At 73.3% G+C, this 18,333-nt stretch carries 15 protein-coding genes; 9 read left to right on the top strand and 6 right to left on the bottom strand.

Translation table 11 applies throughout. The features are described from left to right. Positions 1-19: 19 nt before the first annotated feature. Positions 20-1,720: a maltose alpha-D-glucosyltransferase gene (gene treS, locus Sru01_RS00805; RefSeq protein WP_203981847.1), complete on the bottom strand. Its 1,701-nt coding sequence runs from the start codon at positions 1,718-1,720 to the stop codon at positions 20-22. Between the two features lie 313 nt (positions 1,721-2,033). Then, positions 2,034-3,746 carry an asparagine synthetase B family protein gene (locus Sru01_RS00800; RefSeq protein WP_203981846.1) on the bottom strand — a complete coding sequence of 571 codons (1,713 nt, stop codon included), beginning with the start codon at positions 3,744-3,746 and terminating at the stop codon, positions 2,034-2,036. Between the two features lie 112 nt (positions 3,747-3,858). On the opposite strand from Sru01_RS00800, the gene Sru01_RS00795 reads away from it, so the two are divergent. Then, complete coding sequence (locus tag Sru01_RS00795) at positions 3,859-5,841, top strand: glycosyltransferase family 2 protein (protein WP_203981845.1); 1,983 nt, start codon at positions 3,859-3,861, stop codon at positions 5,839-5,841. 32 nt (positions 5,842-5,873) lie between these two features. On the opposite strand, the gene Sru01_RS00790 is transcribed toward Sru01_RS00795, so the two are convergent. Continuing rightward, complete coding sequence (locus tag Sru01_RS00790) at positions 5,874-6,302, bottom strand: VOC family protein (protein ID WP_203981844.1); 429 nt, start codon at positions 6,300-6,302, stop codon at positions 5,874-5,876. A 296-nt stretch (positions 6,303-6,598) separates the two neighbouring features. Between Sru01_RS00790 and Sru01_RS00785 the strand changes: the two genes are divergently transcribed. Together Sru01_RS00785 and Sru01_RS00780 are read left to right on the top strand one after the other, a co-directional pair. Then, positions 6,599-7,870, top strand: coding sequence for an alpha/beta hydrolase family protein (locus Sru01_RS00785; protein WP_203981843.1), 1,272 nt, complete (start codon positions 6,599-6,601; stop codon positions 7,868-7,870). Positions 7,871-8,128: 258 nt separating this feature from the next. Next, positions 8,129-8,533: a hypothetical protein gene (locus Sru01_RS00780; RefSeq protein WP_203981842.1), complete on the top strand. Its 405-nt coding sequence runs from the start codon at positions 8,129-8,131 to the stop codon at positions 8,531-8,533. A gap of 83 nt (positions 8,534-8,616) precedes the next feature. Here the strand turns inward: Sru01_RS00780 and Sru01_RS00775 are convergent, their stop codons facing one another. Further along, complete coding sequence (locus tag Sru01_RS00775) at positions 8,617-8,856, bottom strand: ATP-binding protein (RefSeq protein WP_203981841.1); 240 nt, start codon at positions 8,854-8,856, stop codon at positions 8,617-8,619. 409 nt (positions 8,857-9,265) lie between these two features. Here Sru01_RS00775 and Sru01_RS00770 point away from each other — a divergent pair, with 409 nt between their 5' ends. The 3 genes from Sru01_RS00770 to Sru01_RS00760 all read left to right on the top strand — a co-directional run bounded on the left by Sru01_RS00770 (position 9,266) and on the right by Sru01_RS00760 (position 11,316). Next, positions 9,266-10,216, top strand: coding sequence for a helix-turn-helix domain-containing protein (locus Sru01_RS00770; RefSeq protein ID WP_203981840.1), 951 nt, complete (start codon positions 9,266-9,268; stop codon positions 10,214-10,216). Next, a complete protein-coding gene (locus tag Sru01_RS00765) occupies positions 10,152-10,400 on the top strand; it encodes a DUF397 domain-containing protein (RefSeq protein ID WP_203981839.1) in 249 nt (82 codons plus the stop codon). Before Sru01_RS00770 ends, Sru01_RS00765 begins: the two co-directional genes overlap by 65 nt. A gap of 169 nt (positions 10,401-10,569) precedes the next feature. Further along, on the top strand, positions 10,570-11,316 hold the full coding sequence (locus tag Sru01_RS00760) for an SDR family oxidoreductase (protein ID WP_373869474.1): 747 nt from the start codon (positions 10,570-10,572) through the stop codon (positions 11,314-11,316). Positions 11,317-11,341: 25 nt separating this feature from the next. Here Sru01_RS00760 and Sru01_RS00755 read toward each other — a convergent pair whose 3' ends face one another. Next, positions 11,342-12,223 (bottom strand): LysR family transcriptional regulator, encoded by an 882-nt coding sequence (locus Sru01_RS00755; RefSeq protein WP_203981837.1) that lies wholly within the window; start codon positions 12,221-12,223, stop codon positions 11,342-11,344. Positions 12,224-12,355: 132 nt separating this feature from the next. Between Sru01_RS00755 and Sru01_RS00750 the strand changes: the two genes are divergently transcribed. Beyond that, positions 12,356-13,726: an MFS transporter gene (locus Sru01_RS00750; protein WP_203981836.1), complete on the top strand. Its 1,371-nt coding sequence runs from the start codon at positions 12,356-12,358 to the stop codon at positions 13,724-13,726. Between the two features lie 318 nt (positions 13,727-14,044). On the opposite strand, the gene Sru01_RS00745 is transcribed toward Sru01_RS00750, so the two are convergent. Next, positions 14,045-14,641 carry a TetR/AcrR family transcriptional regulator gene (locus tag Sru01_RS00745; protein ID WP_203981835.1) on the bottom strand — a complete coding sequence of 199 codons (597 nt, stop codon included), beginning with the start codon at positions 14,639-14,641 and terminating at the stop codon, positions 14,045-14,047. A gap of 130 nt (positions 14,642-14,771) precedes the next feature. Here Sru01_RS00745 and Sru01_RS00740 point away from each other — a divergent pair, with 130 nt between their 5' ends. Further along, on the top strand, positions 14,772-15,587 hold the full coding sequence (locus Sru01_RS00740; RefSeq protein WP_203981834.1) for an oxidoreductase: 816 nt from the start codon (positions 14,772-14,774) through the stop codon (positions 15,585-15,587). A gap of 59 nt (positions 15,588-15,646) precedes the next feature. Next, entirely contained in the window at positions 15,647-18,286 is a 2,640-nt protein-coding gene (gene rph / locus Sru01_RS00735; RefSeq protein ID WP_203981833.1) for a rifamycin-inactivating phosphotransferase, read from the top strand. Positions 18,287-18,333 lie beyond the last annotated feature (47 nt).

The raw sequence follows: 18,333 nt of genomic DNA, 5'->3' as shown, positions 1-18,333 counted from the left end.
CGGGCCGGGGGGAGGCCGCTCACCGCCGGGTGAGCGAGAACCAGTAGAAGCCGTGGCCGGGCAGGGTGAGCAGGTAGGGGAGCTCGCCGATCGTCGGGAACGGCACCCCGCCCCGGCACTCCACCGGGACCATGCCCATGAAGCGCCGCAGGTCCAGCTCGACCGGCTGCGGGTGCTTGGACAGGTTGTTGACGCACAGCATGATGTCGTCGCCCTCCTCGCGGAGGAACGCCAGCACGCGGTAGTTCGGCGACCACAGCTCGGTGTAGGCGCCGGTGCCGAACACCGGATGGTCCCGGCGGGTGGCCAGCAGGTTGCGGGTGAACTGCAGCAGCGAGGAGGAGCTCTTCATCTGCGCCTCGACGTTGACCGCCTGGTAGCCGTAGATCGGGTCCATGACGGCCGGCAGGTACAGCCGTCCGGGGTCGCCGCCGGAGAAGCCGGCGTTGCGGTCCGGGCTCCACTGCATCGGGGTGCGCACCGAATCGCGGTCCTCCAGCCAGATGTTGTCGCCCATGCCGATCTCGTCGCCGTAGTACATGACCGGCGAGCCGGGCATGGACAGCAGCAGCGCGGTGAACAGCTCGATCTGGTCGCGGTCGTTGTCCAGCAGCGGGGCCAGCCGGCGCCGGATGCCCAGGTAGGCCCGCATCCGCGGGTCCTTGGCGTACTCGGCGTGCATGTAGTCGCGCTCTTCCTCGGTGACCGTCTCGAGCGTCAGCTCGTCGTGGTTGCGGAGGAAGATGCCCCACTGGGCGTTCTCCGGAAGCTTGGGGGTGCGGGACATGATCTCCGAGATCGGCTCCCGCGACTCCCGGCGCACCGCCATGAAGATGCGCGGCATGAGCGGGAAGTGGAACGCCATGTGGCACTCGTCGCCGCCGACGGTCGGATCGCCGAAGTACTCCACCACGTCCTCGGGCCAGCCGTTGGCCTCGGCGAGCAGGACCCGGTCGGGGTAGAGGCGGTCCACCTCGGCCCGGACCCGCTTGAGGTAGGCGTGGGTCTCCGGCAGCCCGGCGCAGGCGGTGCCCTCGCGCTCGAACAGGTAGGGGACCGCGTCCAGCCGGAAGCCGTCGATGCCGAGGTCCAGCCAGAACCTCAGCACCTCCAGCATGGCGTCCTGCACCGCCGGGTTCTCGTAGTTGAGGTCCGGCTGGTGGTGGAAGAACCGGTGCCAGTAGTACTGCCCGCGCACCGGGTCGTAGGTCCAGTTGGAGTCCTCGGCCCCGACGAAGATGATCGGCGCGTCCGGATAGCCGGTGGGATCGTCGGACCAGACGTAGAAGTCCCCGTACGGGCCCTCCGGGTCGTGCCGGGAGGCCTGGAACCACGGGTGCTGGTCGCTGGTGTGGTTCATCACCAGGTCGGTGATGATGCGGATGCCCCGGGCATGGGCCTGCTCGACCAGCTGCACGAAGTCGGCCAGGTCGCCGAACTCCTGCAGGATCTTCATGTAGTCCGCGATGTCGTACCCGCCGTCGCGCAGCGGCGATTCGTACAACGGCAGCAACCACAGGCAGTCCACACCGAGCCACTGCAGGTAGTCGAGTTTCTCGATCAGGCCGCGCAGGTCGCCGGTCCCGTCGCCGTTGGAGTCGCGGAAGCCGCGCACCAGCACTTCGTAGAAGACGGCCCGCTTGTACCACCGGGGGTCGGTCGAGATGAACTCCTCGGAGACCGACTCGGGGCCGGTTTCCGGGCAGGGTGAAGCGCTCATAGGTTCGCTCGCATGGAGAAAGTAGGGCGATGCACACAGGGGACCGCGCCGCCGGAGCCGTCATCCCTGCGGCTCCCGCCCGACGCCGCCGCCGCAGGGGTGACCTCGGCGTGCGACGTGTTTCGGCGCTGTTTCGCGGAAGACTAGCAGGCCATTACGGATGTCCGGCGGTGATCCGCGATCTCGCCCAGCGGGCTTTCCGGGTAATCTTCGTCACTCCGTGGAATGCTCGCGTATCACCGCACGCACCCTCCGTGGTGGGACGGTGTCATAGCAGGTCACCGGGCCGGTGACCCGGTCGCGGCCGTACCGCTCAGCCCTCGGCCGCCCACGGCGGCGTGCGGTCGCCGAGCACGTCCTGGTAGTCGGTCAACCAGGAACCGAAAAGCACCAGCCCGCGCAGCCAGAACCGGGAGTTCCACGACCCGAACGCGGCCAGCGCGTCCGGGCCGGCGGCCACCACCTCCAGCATCGGCGCGGACAGCAGGCCGGGCACGGTGGCCGCCTGGCGCAGCATCCGGTGGCCCCACGCCCGCGCCGCCGGGCCGGCCGAGCGCAGCGGCACCCGCCGGTGCGGCAGCGCCGCGTTGGTCGACGGCAGCGCGGCCACCCGCGGGTTCGCCGCCCGGAGGATCTCCCGGTAGAACCGGCCGCCCTCCTTGCGGGCCACCGGCACCGACAGGGCGGCGTCGAAGAAGTCCGGGTGCAGGAACGGGAAGACCGGCGTCACCTCCGGGCCGACCAGGTTGACCGGCGAACGGGCGATGCCGCGCGCGGTGCGGGTGTGCAGCACGCTCAGCGGCAGCTCCGAGCGGTGCCCGCGCAGCATCGAGGTGGCCTGCCCGAACGCGGTCGCCACCCGGTCGTCGACGAATGCGGCGGCCCGCTCCGACAGCACCGGGATGTGCGGATCCCCGGTGGCCAGCGCGGCCAGCAGCGCCGCCCGCCGGTCGGCCGACGACCCGGCGCCCACCGCGTCCGCGGTGATCAGGAAGTTCTTCATCAGCGGGCCGCCGGCCAGCCCGTCCACCACCGGCCGGCCGGCCCGGTGCACCTCGCGGGCGAACGGCGCGTACCAGGCGTGATGGCTGGTCAGGTACTCCAGCCGGCGGGCCGTCCACCGCGCCTCGTCGGGATAGGCCCCGGCGTCCTGCGGGACCACCCGGTGCGGCACGCCGAGCGCGGCGGTCACGTGCCGGGCGAAGTCCAGGTCGTTGTCCAGGCCGTCGTCCGGGCTGGTCGTCCAGGACTCCACGTCCATCCGGCGGGCCACCGCCACCGAGGCGAGCAGCCGCGAGTCGTACCCGCCGCTCACCGGCACCAGCACCGGCCGGTCGTCGAACGGCTTGAGCGCCTCGTGCAGCAGCGCGACGATGTCGCCGCCGGTGACCCCCCGGTCGAACGGCTCCTCGCGCACCCAGCGCGGCGCGCGGCGGTCCACCGCGAACGTGCGGGTCCACCGGGACCACACCAGCGCGGTGGCGCCGGGCAGCCGGCGGACCTCCCGGTAGGGGGTGTCCTCCAGCAGCGGGTAGGTCAGCTTGAGAATGGCCGCCCAGGCGTCCCAGTTGATCTCCAGCGGCCGGCGGGCCAGCGCGAGCAGCGGCTCGATGTGGCCGGCGAAGTACACCGCGTCGCCGTCGGACAGGTAGTAGACGTCCACCAGGCCGAAGGCCCCGGTGTGCAGGGTGACCGCCTCCGGCTCGTCGATCAGGCCCGGCGTCTCGAAGGTCTCGGCCACCGTGAGCCACGGGCCCGCGCCGTCCGGCCGCCGCTCGCCCCAGGCGAACCGCGCTCCGCCACCCGTGCCGCCGCCCGCAGGAGCGTCCGCCGGGCCGGCGACCGCGCTGCCCGCGTACGGGGCGAGCGGCCCCGAGGCGTACAGCGCCGCGCCCGGCGTCCGGTGCACCTCGCCCACCGGCGGGCCGGCGGCGCGCAGCACGTCCAGCCGGGCCGGGTCGGCCGCCCCGATCGCGCCGCAGACGTACGGCCGCGCGGTGTAGTCCGGCCAATTCCCGTTGCGCATGGGACCTCTCCCCTCGGCGAGCACGTGCAGAGTTTACGGAGTCGCGGTGATTCGGGATGGTCCGCAGAGATCTGCGATTATGTTCGCTCGACGTCTGGGACACGGTGATGGCATGAACGAAGAGCTGGACGGCACCCGGCGCGCGCTGGAGGCCGCCGTCGAGGCGGCCGCGGGAGCCGCCGAGCTCACCCGGCTGCTGGCCGACTACGAGGAGCGGCTCGCCCGGGCGGCCGCCGCGGAGGCCGAGGCCCGCACCCGGCTGCGCGAGACCGAGGCCCGGCTGAAGGCCGCCGAGCGGCAGGCGGCCCGCCTCGCCAAGAATCTCGCCGAGCAGCGCTACCAGGCCGCGGCCGCCCAGTGGAAGCTGGAGTCGCTGCAGGACAGCCGGTGGTCCAAGCTCGGCGACGCGATCAACGCCAGGAAACCCGGCGAGGTGGCCCGCACGCTGCGCGCCCCGGTGCACAAGCGGCCCGCCCCCCGGCGCGCCGACTTCGCGCCCGAGCCGCTCGCCGGGCCCGAGCCGGTGCCGCCGGTGCCCGCCGAGCCCGCCGGGCCGCGGGTCTCCCCGGCGATGGCCGAGCACTTCGTGGTGCCCAAGGGCCCGCTGGCCCGGCCCTACCTCACCGTGGCGGCCATCGTCGACCGGCGCACCGAGGCGCTGCTGCGGTACGAGTGGCGCCAGGTCACCAACTTCGGGCCGGACAACTGGGCGGCCATGCTCGACCAGCACCGGCCGAACCTGCTGTTCGTGGAGTCGGTGCGCCCCGGGCCGCTGCAGGGCAACGGCGGACGCTGGCTGGAGGAACTGGCCGGCCGGACCCGGGGCCTGCGCGACCTGGTCGAGGAGTGCGGCCGGCGCGGCATCCGCACGGTGTTCTGGCACTCCGGCGGCCCGCTGTCGGAGGCGGTGCCGGCGGCGACGCATTTCGATCTCGTGCTGGCGGTCTCCGAGGCGCGGGCCCGGGAATGGCGGGCCGCGCTCAAGTACGACCGGGTCGGCGTCCTCCCGCTCGCGGTGCAGCCCCGGGTGCACAACCCGCTGCCCGCGGCCGGCGAGCGGGCCGGCGTCGGCCTGCTCGGCGCGGCGCTGACCGGCGAGCCGCCGGCCGGCGCGGGCTGGCGGCCGCTGGCCGGCCCCAAGGCGACCTACGACGACCTGCTCACCGCCTACCGGTCGGTCGCCATGGTGCTGGCCGGCCCGGACGCCGACGCCCGGACCGTGGAGGAGCTGGCCGCCTGCGGCACGCCGATCATGCAGCTCGCCGCCCCGATCGCCCCGGACGAGACGGCGGCGGCAAAGGTGCGCGACTACCTGGCCGCCGAGACCGACTGCGCCACCGAGGCCCACCTCGCCTGGCGGGCCACCGTGCCGGTGACCCCGCTGCTGGACCCCATCCTGGACGGCGCCGGCCTGGCCTCGGTGCGCAACGCCGCCGCGATCACCGCCGTCGCCGCCGTCACCGGGCCGGACGAGCTGGACCGGCTGCTGGCCGCGGCCGGTGGGCAGGCGTACCCGGCCGGGCAGCTGGTCATCGCCGTGCAGGGGATGGACGCCGCCGTGGTGGAGAAGGCCGCCCGCGCCGTCCACCCGGGCGATCTGGTGATCCGGGAGACCGGTGGGCCGGTCACCCGGGGCGCCGCACTGGACCGGGCGATCCGGCTGGCCGACGGCGACCTGGTCGCCGTGCTCGACCCGCGCGACCGGTACGGTGAGCACTACCTGGCCGACCTGGTGCGCCACTTCGCCGCGGTGGAGGCCGAGATCGTCGGCAAGGCCGGCCACTACGTCCACCTGGCCGAGGCCGGTACCACCCTGCTGCGCCGGCCGGGCGCCGAGCACCGGTTCCTCCCCGAGATCACCGGCGGCACCGTGCTGGCCCGCCGGCCCGCGCTGGTCGAGCTCGGCATCGCCGACGTCTCCGAGGACTGGGACCAGGCGCTGATGCGCCAGTGCCGGGCCGACGGCGTCCGTGTCTACTCCGCCGACCGCTTCTCCTACCTCCAGCTCCCCGCCGGCCCGCCCACCCCCGCCCTGCTCTCCTCCGCCCAGGTCGCCCACCCCACCCCCGACCCGGCCGTCCTCGCCCTGATCTAGCCACTCCGCCGGGCGGGGCCGGGAGGGAGAGGTCAGGGGATCTGGAGTGAGCCGTCGGGGTCGATCTCGAAGGCGCCCCAGGCGACCTCCCACAGATAGCCGTCCGGGTCGGCGAAGTAGCCGGAGTGGCCGCCCCAGAAGGTGTCGGCGGCCGGCTTGACGATCTCGGCGCCGGCCGCCGCGGCCAGGGCGAGAACCTCGCCCACCTGGCGGCGTTCGCGCACGTTGTGGGCCAGGGTGATGCCGGTGAACCTGGACCGGGGCACGTCCCAGCCGGGACCGACGTCCTCGGCGAGCCGGTCGTAGGGATAGAGCGCCAGCGCCGTCCCGGACGTGGTGAAGAAAACGATGCCCTGGTCGGGGGTACGGGTGGTGGGCAGCCCGAGGCCGTGCTTGTAGAACTCGTAGGACCTGGACAGGTCGGCCACGCCGAGCGTGATCACGGAGATGCGCGGTTCCATGCCGGCATCCTGCCGGTCGGCACCGACAGGTACCCGTCCGGCACCGGTACCTCCCAGGCCCGCGACGGTGCGTGCCGGGCCGAGTCGGGGAGACGGGCTCCGGCATCGACCGGCGGCCATCCGGCAGGTGGCACGGGATGGCCGGCCCGCGGAGCCGCTCCGCGGGCGGGGACCCCTGACGAAGGTCAGGGGTAGCTCTCGCCGATCGGCCGATGGGCCGTGATCGTCCGATCACTAGTTTCGGGAATCCAGGCCTTTCCCGATGAAGGCCCCTTATCGAACGGATTCCCGTGGTCATGCCCATCCGCCGGGCCGCCGTCCTGGCCTTCGTCCTGCCGGCCGTCACCGTCACCGTCACCGTCACCGCGCCACCGTCGTCGGCGGCAGCGGTCCCCGCCGTCTCCGGTCCGGCGCGGGGAGGCCTGCCGCATGGTCCGGGCGGCTCCGCCGCCGCGGTTGATCTGCGGCTGCCCGCGCCCACCGGGCCGTATGCGGTGGGCCGGGACGTGCTGCACCTTCTCGACACGAGCCGCCGCGACCCGTGGGTGCCGTCGGCCCGTGGCCGGGAGCTGATGGTCTCGATGTACTACCCGGCCCGCCGGACCGATGGCGGCACCCCGGCACCGTACCTGACGGTCGAGGAGGCCCGCCTGCTGCTGAAGTCCCAGGGGCAGGAGGAACTGCTGGAGCCGGAGCGGCTGGCCGCGACCCGGACTAACGCCCGCGCCGGGGCCCGGGCCGCCGGCGGGCGGCACCCGCTGGTGCTGGCGTCGCCCGGCTTCTCGCTCAACCGGGCCACCCTCAGCGTCCTGTCGGAGGAGCTGGCCTCGCGCGGCTACGTGGTCGCGCTGGTCGACCACGCCTACGAGTCCTTCGGCACCACCTTCCCCGGCGGCCGGACTCTGACCTGCGTCGCCTGCGACGTCATCGAGGCGGCACCGGCGCAGGACGAAGAGCGGAAGCTGCTGGCGAAGGCCGCCACCGGCCGGGCGGCCGACCTCTCCTTCGTCCTGGACGCGGTGGCCGGCCGCCGGGCACCGGCGTCCGATGACGGTGCGAGCGACCGGCGGCCCGCCTGGAAGCGCTGGAAGATGATCGACACCAGGCGGGTCGGCGCGGTGGGTCATTCCCTGGGCGGCAACGCCGCGGCGAGCGTCATGGCGGCCGACCGGCGGGTCCGCGCCGGGGTGAACCTGGACGGCACGTTCTTCGCGCCGGTGCCCCCGGCCGGGCTCGGCGGGCGGCCGTTCATGATGATCGGCACCGCGGCCGGGCACTCGCCCGGCTCGACCGACACCAGCTGGCCGCGCGACTGGGCGCGCCTGGACGGCTGGAAGCGCTGGCTGACCGTACGCGACACCGGGCACTTCTCGTTCATCGACATCCCGGTCCTGGGCGAGCAGCTCGGCGTCACCGACCCGCAGGCGCCGCTGCCGGGCGGCCGGTCGGCCGACATCACCCGGGCCTACGTGGGCGCCTTCTTCGACCGGAGCCTGCGCGGGAAGGACGCGCCGCTGCTGGCCGGACCGTCCACCGCCTATCCCGAGGTCACCTTCCAGAACCCCTGACCGGCGGCGAACCGGCCGGGGCGACGTCGCGGCGGCGGCCGGGCGGCCCGAGCGGACTCCTCCAGGGTGGTCCGGCGGGGACCTCCACCTGACCGGTGGCGCGAGGCGTCTCCCGCGTCCCAGGCGGCCCTCGGTCGCGGGTCCGGGGCACGGACATTCCCGGTGCGGGAGGCAGGGGGATTACCTGGCGCGTAATCGCGCGGGTGCGGGGCGGGATGGGACGGTTCTCTCAACGGACGAACTCCGAAGGAGCATGAGATGACCGCCCTGACCGCCGCCACCGCGGACCGCACCCGACTCCTCCGCCTCGCGCTCGGCCTGGACGCGGCCGTCACCGGGGCCAACGGCCTGGCCTATCTGGTCGCCGCGGGCCCGCTGGCCGACCTGCTCGGCCCGGACCCGGCCCTGCTGCGCGCCATCGGCGCCTTCCTGCTGGTCTACGGCATCGCGGTAGGCCTGCTCGCCCGGCGCCCCGCCGCACCCGTCAACGCGGTCCGCGCCGTGATCGTGGTGAACGTGGCCTGGGCCCTGGAGAGCGTCGCCGTCGTGGCCCTCGGCCTGGTCTCGTTCACCACCCTCGGCGCCGTCTGGGCCGTCCTCCAGGCCGTCGTGGTCGCCGCCTTCGCCGCCCTCCAGCTCACCGCCCTCCGCCGCCCCGCCTGACGCCCCGCCCCTCCCGGAGCCCGGCCCCGTCACGGGGGCGGGCTCTTCCTTTGTTCTTAGGTGTTCTCAGGTTCCCTCCGGCGTCAACGCCGCTGACCATGAGCCGCCGACGGGACGGTGTGCGTGCGGTGCCAGCGCGCCCACACCGTCTTGCCGGTGCCGCACGGCAGCGGCAAGACGCCGCAGGTAGTGGCCAGCGCGGCCACTATGGGCATTCCCCGGCCATGGGTCGCGTCGAGGCCTAGATCCAGCTGCTGCGGGCGTCCAGAGCCGTGGTCGGTGACCCGGACGCACAACTTGTCGGGCGTGAGCCAGAGCGACATCTTCAAGCGACATCTTCACGGGTGGTGACCCGTGTGTGACGGCGTTCGCGAGCAGTTCCCCGATCACGACGAGGACGTCGTCTGTCTGATCGCCGAACCGCCAGAGGTCGAGCACTTCCCGGGCCCGCCGTCGCGCCGCCCCTACCGCGGCGAGATCTGGGGGTACCCCCCAACTTGCTCCGCGCACCCCACCCGGACTTCCGCTCATCGAGGCTCCTTTGGATAGGTCCCCATGTCGTCGAACTGCGATTCGTGTTCGATCGAATGCGCAGCGTGTCTGTCGCTGGCATGATGGCATCTTGTCTACGGTCCAACTGGGTTGGCAAGCGAGTTCAGGCAGTTTGCCAAAAACGGCGTGTGCTCGCTGGGATTCTGTCCAGATTAGATCTGTTAAGAAGGGAAAAGCCGCGTGCGCAATACGAGTCCACTTGCCCAGCGGCGCAGGCTCGCCCAGGAGCTGCGCAAGCTCCGGAGTGCTCGCGGTATAAGCCTGGAGGATGTCGCAAGGGAAATGGAATGCGATGCCTCGTGGGTCAGCCGCGTTGAACGCGCCGAACGTGGTATACGTCCGAAAGATGTAAAAAGTTTGCTCGATCTGTATCAGGTGACGGATGGTGTCCGCCGGGAGGAACTGCTCGAACTCTCTCGTCGTGCCGGCACCCGGGACTGGTGGCATCGCTTCCGGAAGGGGCTGAAACCGAAGTTCGAGGTGTACCTGGGGCTCGAAGCGGACGCGGCGGTCATCCGCAGCTATCACCCGCAGGTCGTGCCCGGGATCTTGCAGGTTCCGGACTATGCGCGCGAGGTGATCACGGCGACCGACGTCGAGGGCGCGATCGATGTCGATGAGACCGTCGCGGTGCGGCAGGCCCGGCAGGAGGTGCTCGTCCGGGAAGGATGCGCCGCACGGCTGCTCGTCGTGCTCGACGAGGCGGTGCTCCACCGCCAGGTAGGCGGTGTCGAGATCATGCGATCACAGCTCCGGCATCTGCTGATGATGGCCCGGCTGCCCAACGTCACCATCCAGATCCTCCCGTTCGCCGTCGGCGCGCACGCGGCCATGGCGGGAGCGTTCGACCTGCTGGAATTCTGCGAGGCCGACGGCCGGGGGGTGGTCTACGTCGAGCAAGCAACAAGTGGCCTCATCCTCCAGTCCGAACCTGAGGTGCGGCGATATACCCTCATGTGGGGACATATTGCAGGAAGAGCGTTGAGCTCGCAAAGTTCCTACGATCTGATCGCCGGTCTCGTCGATGGCATGAGCGCTCGCGAGCTCACTGCGAAGGAGGCGCAAGGTGGCGGCAAGCCCACTCTCGCCGTATCCCGGGAGAAAATCCAGCTTCAGCACGGAGAACGGTAACTGTGTCGTAGTGGACATTAAGCAGGATCAGGTAGAAGTGTGGGATTCCAAGGATCCGGACGGCCCCCGGCTGTGCTTCACTCCTGAGGAATACGTGGCTTTCTGGCAGGGAGTCCTGAACCGGGAGTTCGACCCCCCGGCCCGGTGGGCGACCGGGCAGCGGGTGTCCGGCAGCGGAAGTTGAGCCGCGGCTTTCAGGAACGCCACGGCTCCGGTGAGACCGGCTGATCGCCGAGCGCGCGTGGGAGCCGGTGGCCGGCGGGTTCGGCCTGGTGCGGGGTCCGATTCTCGCGGGAAACAGGGGTCCGATCGGCGCCGGACCCGGGCGGGCCGGGCCCGCCACGATGGACGGCATGAACAGAAACGATCTGACGGGCAAGGTGGCGCTGGTCACCGGCGGGAGTAGGGGCATCGGGGCGGCGGTCGCGGTGCGGCTGGCCGAGGACGGCGCGGACGTCGCCTTCACCTACCGGCAGGACGCCGAGCGGGCCGGCGCGGTGGCCGACCGGATCAAGCTCGCCGGGCGGCGCGCCCTGGCGATCCAGGCGGACAGCGTGGACGCCGCGGCGGTGGCGGGGGCGGTGGATCGGGCGGCCGCCGAGTTCGGCCGGCTGGACATCCTGGTCAACAACGCCGCCGTCTACCTGCCCGGCCCGGTGGAGCAGGTCACGTTCGCGGAGGTGGACGCCACGCTGGCCGTCAACGTGCGGGCGCCGTTCGCTGCTGCCCAGGCCGCGCTCAAGCATCTGGCCGAGGGCGGCCGGATCATCAACATCGGCAGCAACGTGTCCGAGCGAGTGCCGTTCCCCGGGCTGGCGCTGTACTCGATGAGCAAGAGCGCCCTGACCGGGTTGACCCGGGCGCTGGCCCGGGAGGTCGGCCCGCGCGGGATCACGGTGAACGTGGTGGCCCCCGGGCCGACCGACACCGACGCCAACCCCGCCGGCGGCCCGTTCGCCGAGACGATCAGCGGTATCACCGCCCTGGGCCGGTACGCCGCTCCTGAGGAGATCGCCGAGGCGGTCGGCTACCTCGCCGGGGACGGCGCCCGATACATCACCGGGGCCACCCTGCACGTCGACGGCGGCTTCACGGCCTGATCACGGGGCTGCGGGGCCAGGCGGGTCAGGGGCGGGCGGCGGCGTAGAGGATCTCGCGCATCCCCGGCTGCGATTCGCGGTCCGCCCGCCAGACCAGCCGCAGGCTGAGATCCGGCAGCGGCAGGTCCAGCTCGACCAGGCTGCCGGCGCGGAGGCCGTCGGCGACCGCGAACCGGGGCAGCAGGGTGATCCCGAGTCCATGCTCGGCCCAGGCGCGCATGACGGGGACGCCGCCGGCCTTGATCCGCTGCGGGCCGGGGCCGAGGATCTGGTTCCCCGCCATCCAGAAGGAGCAGGCCGGCACGTTGACCAGCAGCCGCTCGCTCCGGAGGTCGTCGGGAGTCAGCGCGGTCCGGCCGGCGAGCGGGTGGCCCGGCGCGCAGACCAGCGAAAGCGGAACGGCGTCCAGGTCGAGGAAATCGAGCGGGCGGGCGGGGGCGGGGAAGCCGAGCCCGCCGATCCCGGTACCGGAGTCCAGCAGGAGGGCCGCCTCCAGCCGCCCTTCGGCCACGTCGGCGAGCAGGCCGTCCCGGGCGCGGTCGGCGTGGACCGCCACCTCGATGTCTGGCCGGCGTTCGGCGAACCGGGCGAGGACCCTCGGCACGTAGTGCCCGGCCAGGGTCTCCAGCGCGCCGAGCCGTAGCCGCCGGCGGTGGCCCCGGACATCGCGGACGGCCTGGTCGGCCTGGTCGAGCAGGGTGTGGGCCCAGCCTCGCAGCCGCTCCCCGGCGGGGGTGAGCTCCATCCCCTTTGGGCCGCGCACGAACAGTGCCACCCCGAGCGTGTCCTCCAGCGTCCGGATCCGCTGGGAGAGCGACGAGGGGGCCAGGTCCAGGGCGGCGGCGGCCTCGGTCACCGTCCGGTGCCGGACGACCGCCGCGAAGGCCCGGAGCTGGCGCAGTTCCACGCGGACGGCAACCACCTGCGGCGTTCGGAAATTCCGAACGCCGCAGGCGAAAGCACCGGTGGAGCGGGCGGCCCGCGCATCCGCACAGTTCCTTCAGTCGTTTCCGTTCGCCGTTCTTGGAGCCGTTCAGACATGACCGATGTGAACTCGTCCGCCGCCCTGGCGGCGGCACCTCCCCGCCGCGGGCGGGCCCGGGCGCTGCTCGGCATCTCGCTGGGCTATTTCATGGTGCTGCTGGACATGACGGTGCTGTCGGTCGCCGAGCCGGACCTGGCCGCGTCCCTGCACGCGTCGATGGCCGGGCTGCAGTGGGCCGTGACCGGCTACACGGTGGCCTTCGCCGCGCTGCTGCTGTCGGCGGGGGCGGCGGCGGACCGCTTCGGCGCCGAACGGCTCTTCCGGGGCGGCATCGTCGTCTTCGCCGGGGTGTCCCTGCTCAGCGCGTTCGCCCCGGTGCTGTGGGTGCTGGTGGTACTGCGCGCGGTCCTGGGCATCGCCGCGGCGGCCTGCGTGCCCGCGTCGATGGCGATGATCGCCCGGCTCTATCCGGAGCCGGTCGCCCGGGCGCGGGCGGTCGCGGCGTGGGCCGCCACCAGCGGCGCGGCGGTCGCGGCAGGACCGATCATCGGTGGCGCGCTGGTCGGCGCCGCCGGGTGGCGGTCGGTGTTCCTGGTCAACGTGCCGCTGGGCCTCGGCGTGCTGGTGTTGATACGGGGCCGCGTGGTGGCCTGTCCGCGCGGTGCCCGCCCGATCGACTGGCCCGCCCAGCTGGCGGCCGCGGCGGTGCTGGCCCTGGGCACCGATGTCCTGATCGCCGCCGGTGCGCGGGCGTGGGGTCACGTGGTGGCGTCCCTGGCCGGGCTTGGGGTGGCCGGGGCGGTGTTCCGGGTTCTGGAACGGCGCAGCCTGGCACCGGTGCTGAACCGGGCCCTGCTGCGGGCGGGCCGGGTGCGGGCGGTGCTGCTGGCCGCCGCGGCGGTCAACTTCGCGCTGACCGGCGGGTTGTTCGTCCTGCCGCTGCTGTTGCAGCAGGAGCGGCACCTGGAACCGTTGCGGACCGGGCTGGCCTTCCTGCCGCTGACGCTTCCGTTCGCCGCCAACCCGCTGATCACCGGACGCATCGTGGCCCGGATCGGCCCGCGGCGGCCGGTGCTGGCCGGGCTGGGACTGCTGGCGGCGGGCGGCGGGGTGCTGGCCGGCGCCGTCTTCGCCGGCGCCGGCTACCCGTGGATCGCGGCAGGGCTGCTGATGACGGGATTCGGCGTCTCTTTCGCGCTGCCGGCGCTGGTCGCCGCCACCGTCGACGCCGCGCCGGCCGGTGCGGCCGGCGCGGCGGGCGGCCTGCTGAACGCGGTCCGCCAGGTCGGTGCCACGCTCGGCGTCGCCGTCATGGGCGCCGCCGTCACCGCGGGCACCGGCTGGGCCCTGCTGCTATCGGCGGCCGTGTGCGCCATCGCCGGGCCGGCGTTCGCCGCCGGATACCGGAACCGGCCGGCCGGCTGATGGCGCGGGCCGCCGCCGGCCGCATGGTGACGGCGGCCCGCTGAGGTGCAGGGGGTGGGGATGCCCCGCGGAGGCCGTCGTTGCCCCCTCCGGTCGGCTAGCAGCTAGGGCGGCTGTCCCGAGCCACCGTGCCGGCGCTGCCGGCCGTGGGCGACGCGGCCATGGCCGGCGCGGCCAGGACCAGGGACGCGATGGCGGCGAGCGCGGCGGCGCGGGTGCGCAGGGGGAGCATGCTCGGCTGACGGCCGCCCTTGCCGCGCCGGCACCGGAGGTGATGCCGGGCGGACACCGGGGGCGGTCCACGTCGGTCGCAGGAGTTCAGGGGGGCCGGTGGCCGGCCTGGCGGGTCACCGCGGCGAGGTAGGACTCGATCTCCTCGGTGGGCGTGGTGTCCGGGAAGGTCACCAGGTGGTGCAGGACGGCGCCCTGGAGCAGATGCTGCAGGGCCGCGAGATCGGTGTCCGGCGCCAGCTCGCCCCGGTCCCGGGCCTGCTCCAGGGTGGCGCGCACCGCGGCGGCCCGCTGGTGGCCGTGGGTGTCCCGGTAGGCCTGCAGCAGCTCGGGATAGTCGTCGGCGGCGCTGTACAGCCGGCGCAGCATCTTGCGGTTGCCCGGACCGCTCAGGTAGCCGGCCCAGTCGGCGAGCATGCGGCCGACGTCCGGCCAGTGCAGCGCGGCGGGGTCGTGGTCGGCGTGCCGGGACTCGATCGCCTGGATCAGCAGCGTGGTCTTGCCGGCGAATCGCCGGTAGACCGTCGCGCGGGTCACCCCCGCGCGCTGCGCGACCTGCTCGATGCTGGTCTGGTCGGCGCCGCGTTCCAGCAGCAGATCGAGCGCGGCGGCGAGGATGGCCGCGTCGGCCTCCTGGCTGCGCGGCCGGCCGGGTCGCCGGGGCCGGGCCGTGTCGCCCCTCATTCCGGGACCACCCTCCCTTATTCGAATACAGGTCTGTATTGTATCGTAAATAACCGGCCGTCCGGTCCGCCCCGGCCGGACGGCCGGTACCGCCTGCCGTTCTCCGTCCCGCATCGCCGAAGGTCCTGCCATGGAACCCCGCATCTGCCTCGTCACCGGTGCCTCCTCCGGCATCGGCAGCGCCACGGCGCTCGAACTGCTCGGCGCCGGCCACACCGTTTACGGCGCCGCGCGGCGGGTGGCCCGGATGGAGGGCCTCCGCCGGGCGGGCGGCCACCCGCTGGCCATGGACATCACCGACCCCGGCGACGTCGAGCGCGTCGTGCGCACCGTGCTCGACGCGCACGGGCGGCTGGACGTGCTGGTGAACAACGCCGGCGCCGGCCTGCGCGGCGCGATCGAGGACGTCCCGGTCGACGAGGCGCGGCGCCTCTTCGAGGTCAACCTGTTCGGCCTGGCCGAGCTGACCCGCGCCGTGCTGCCGCACATGCGCGAGCGCCGCTCGGGTCTGATCGTCAACATCTCCTCGATCGGCGGCGAGGTGTCGCTGCCGCTGGCCGCCTGGTACTACGCCTCCAAGCACGCCCTGGAGGGGTACTCCGACTCGCTGCGCCAGGAGGTGCGACGGTTCGGGGTGAACGTCGTCGTCATCCAGCCCGGGCTGGTCCGCACCGAGTTCGACGACGGCATGTCCGAGCGGTTGCGGGCGGTGTCCGGGCAGGGCGCCTATCGGGACGTCGCCGAGGCCCAGGCCCGCGCGGGGGAGCGGATCTACGCGCCGGGTGGCAAGGTGTCCGACCCGCGGGTCGTGGCCAGGACCGTGCTGCGGGCGCTCGGCGCCTCCTCGCCCCGGCCACGATATGCCGTCGGCTACCTGGCCAGGCCGTTGCTGCTGCTCGACCGGCTGCTGCCGGCCGGCCTGTTCGACCGGATCGTCGCCCGCTGACGATCCCCCCGCTGCCCACTCCCTTCACGCGCCATACCAAGAAATCAGGTGCTGCTGCCATGAGCGCTTACGTGCTGGCGTTCTCCGAGATCGACAAGACGCTGCTCCCGCTGGTCGGCGGCAAGGGCGCCAACCTCGGGGAGCTGTCCCGGATCGACGGCGTCCGGGTCCCGGACGGCTTCTGCGTCACCACCGAGGCCTACCGGACGGTGGTCGAGGCCGATCCCGGCATCGGCCGGCTGATCGACGCCCTGATCGGCCTGCGGCCCGACGACCGGCACGCCATCACCGGCGCCGCCGCCCGGGTGCGTGCCGCCATCGAGGCCCGGCCGGTGCCGGCGGAGATCGAACGGGAGATCATCGGACTGCTGGACGCGCTCGGCGGCACGGGCGCCGACGGGACCGGCGCGGCGTGGGCGGTCCGCTCCAGCGCGACCGCCGAAGACCTGCCGGACAGCTCGTTCGCCGGGCAGCAGGACACCTACCTCAACGTCCGCGGCGCCGCGCGGATCATCCGGGACGTCCGGCGGTGCTGGGCGTCCGCCTTCACCGACCGCGCCGTGGTCTACCGGATCAGGAACGGCTACGACCACCGCGCGGTCCGGGTGTCGGTGGTCGTGCAGCGGATGGTCCTGCCGGACGCCGCCGGCATCATGTTCACCGCCGACCCCGTCACCGGTAACCGCACGGTGACCTCGATCGACGCGGGATTCGGCCTGGGTGAGGCGCTGGTGTCCGGCCTGGTCGACGCCGACACCTACCGGGTGCGGGCCGGCCGGATCATCGACCGGAAGGTCGGCGTCCAGACGCGGGCCCTGCGCGCCGCGCCGGACGGCGGCACCGAGGAACGGCCACTGGTGGGCGGCCACGCGCAGACCCTCACCGACGCGCGGATCCGCCGGCTGGCGGAGCTGGGCCGCCGGATCGAGGCGCACTTCGGCACGCCCCAGGACATCGAATGGGCGCTGGCCGGCGACGACTTCCACATCCTGCAGAGCCGTCCCATCACCACGCTCTACCCGGTCCCCGAGTCCGGCGACGGCCGCGGCCACGTCTACATCTCCTACGGGCACCGGCAGATGATGACCGACGCCTTCACCCCGCTCGGGCTGTCGTTCTTCGCCCTGCTGGACGAGAAGCTGGGCCGCCCGCCGATGAGCGTGGCCGGCAGCCGCTTCTACAAGGACATGTCGCACGAGCTGTCCTCCTGGTGGGCCCGGCCGGTGACCCTCAAGAGCCTCGGCCAGGTCGACGTGCTGATGGCCGACGCGCTGCGCACCGTGCTGGACCGCAAGGACTTCGCCCGCACGCTGGCCCGCGGCCGGACGTCGGTGCTGAACTTCGGCGAGGGCGGCTTCTGGCCGATGGCCCGCCAGTACCGGCGGCTCGCCCGGCAGGACGACCCCGGGGTGGTCCCGCGGCTCATCGCGCAGAACGAGGCCTCGGTCGAGGCGCTGCGCCGGGCCATCGCCGGCCGGGCCGGGGAGGAGGTGTTCGCGTTCATCGTCGAGGACCACCGGGAGCTCACCCGGATCATGTTCGACCCGGTGAGCGTGGCCGCGGCGTTCCTCGGCATCCAGTCGGCCAACTGGGTCGACAAGCACATGGAGTCCTGGCTGGGCGTGCGGAACGCCGCCGACCTGATCGCCCGGTCCGCCGACCACAACGTCGTGGCCGCCATGGGCTTGGACCTGCTGGACGTCGCGGACGTGGTCCGCCGGCATCCGGAGGTGGCGGAGTACCTCCCGCGCGCCGGACGGGACACCTTCTTCACCGGTCTCGACGGCCTGGCGGGCGGCCCGGAGGTCCGGCGAGCCATCGAGGACTACCTGTCCAGGTACGGCATGCACTGCTCCGGCGACATCGACATCACCCGGACCCGCTGGAGCGAGGACCCGACCCTGCTGGTGCCGCTCATCATGGGCCACGTCCGCGGCCTGCCGCCGGGAGCGCGCGAGGCCCGGCTGGCGGAGGGGCGCGCCGCCGCCGAGCGCGCGATGGAAGGGCTGCTGGGCCGGCTGACCGGCCGCCGGCGGCGGAAGGCGGCGCGCCGGATGAGCCTGCTGCGGCACTTCATCGGGTACCGCGAGTACTCCAAGCACGCCCTGCTGCAGCGGTACGGCCTCTACAAGCAGGCCCTGATGGCCGAGGCCGCGGAACTCGCCCGTCGAGGGGTGATCGGCGCTCCCGAGGACGTGTACTTCCTGTCGCTGGCGGAGTTCCGCGAGGCGGTGCGGACCGGGCGGCCGGACCAGGACCTGATCGCCGAGCGGCGGGAGGCGTTCGAGCGGCACCGCAGGCTGTCCCCGCCCCGAGTGATCACTTCGGAGGGCGAGGTGCTGGACGGAGGGTACGCCGGCGGTTCCCGGCCGGAGGGAGCCCTGGCGGGCGTGGCGGTGTCCTCCGGCGTCGTCGAGGGACGGGCCCGGGTGCTGGCGGGCATGGCGGGCGCCGAGGTGGAAGAGGGGGACATCCTGGTGACGCCCTTCACCGATCCCAGCTGGTCACCGCTGTTCGTCTCGGTGAAGGGCGTGGTGATGGAGGTCGGCGGGGTGATGACGCACGGCGCGGTGATCGCCCGCGAGTACGGCCTGCCCGCGGTGGCCGGCGTCCAGGGCGCGACCGCCCGCATCCCCGACGGCGCCCTCATCCGGGTCAACGGCACCGAGGGGTACGTGGAGGTGCTGTCCCCGGCCTGATCGCCGGCACCGCGAGATCGTCCCTGCCGGGCACCCGGCGGTCGGGG

The sequence above is a fragment of the Sphaerisporangium rufum genome, from assembly GCF_016863395.1.
GTDB classification, from domain to species: Bacteria; Actinomycetota; Actinomycetes; order Streptosporangiales; family Streptosporangiaceae; genus Sphaerisporangium; species Sphaerisporangium rufum.
Note: the sequence above shows the minus strand (reverse complement) of the source record. Positions and strands in the feature narration are given on the sequence as shown.

What these genes read in the sequence shown, in the direction of transcription:
- Sru01_RS00790 (WP_203981844.1), bottom strand. Translation starts at nt 6,302, where the DNA reads ATGGAACCGCGCATCTCCGTGATCACGCTCGGCGTGGCCGACCTGTCC.
- Sru01_RS00750 (WP_203981836.1), top strand. Translation starts at nt 12,356, where the DNA reads ATGACCGATGTGAACTCGTCCGCCGCCCTGGCGGCGGCACCTCCCCGC.
- Sru01_RS00780 (WP_203981842.1), top strand. Translation starts at nt 8,129, where the DNA reads ATGACCGCCCTGACCGCCGCCACCGCGGACCGCACCCGACTCCTCCGC.
- treS (WP_203981847.1), bottom strand. Translation starts at nt 1,720, where the DNA reads ATGAGCGCTTCACCCTGCCCGGAAACCGGCCCCGAGTCGGTCTCCGAG.
- Sru01_RS00745 (WP_203981835.1), bottom strand. Translation starts at nt 14,641, where the DNA reads ATGAGGGGCGACACGGCCCGGCCCCGGCGACCCGGCCGGCCGCGCAGC.
- Sru01_RS00760 (WP_373869474.1), top strand. Translation starts at nt 10,570, where the DNA reads ATGAACAGAAACGATCTGACGGGCAAGGTGGCGCTGGTCACCGGCGGG.
- Sru01_RS00795 (WP_203981845.1), top strand. Translation starts at nt 3,859, where the DNA reads ATGAACGAAGAGCTGGACGGCACCCGGCGCGCGCTGGAGGCCGCCGTC.
- rph (WP_203981833.1), top strand. Translation starts at nt 15,647, where the DNA reads ATGAGCGCTTACGTGCTGGCGTTCTCCGAGATCGACAAGACGCTGCTC.
- Sru01_RS00775 (WP_203981841.1), bottom strand. Translation starts at nt 8,856, where the DNA reads ATGTCGCTCTGGCTCACGCCCGACAAGTTGTGCGTCCGGGTCACCGAC.
- Sru01_RS00785 (WP_203981843.1), top strand. Translation starts at nt 6,599, where the DNA reads ATGCCCATCCGCCGGGCCGCCGTCCTGGCCTTCGTCCTGCCGGCCGTC.
- Sru01_RS00800 (WP_203981846.1), bottom strand. Translation starts at nt 3,746, where the DNA reads ATGCGCAACGGGAATTGGCCGGACTACACCGCGCGGCCGTACGTCTGC.
- Sru01_RS00740 (WP_203981834.1), top strand. Translation starts at nt 14,772, where the DNA reads ATGGAACCCCGCATCTGCCTCGTCACCGGTGCCTCCTCCGGCATCGGC.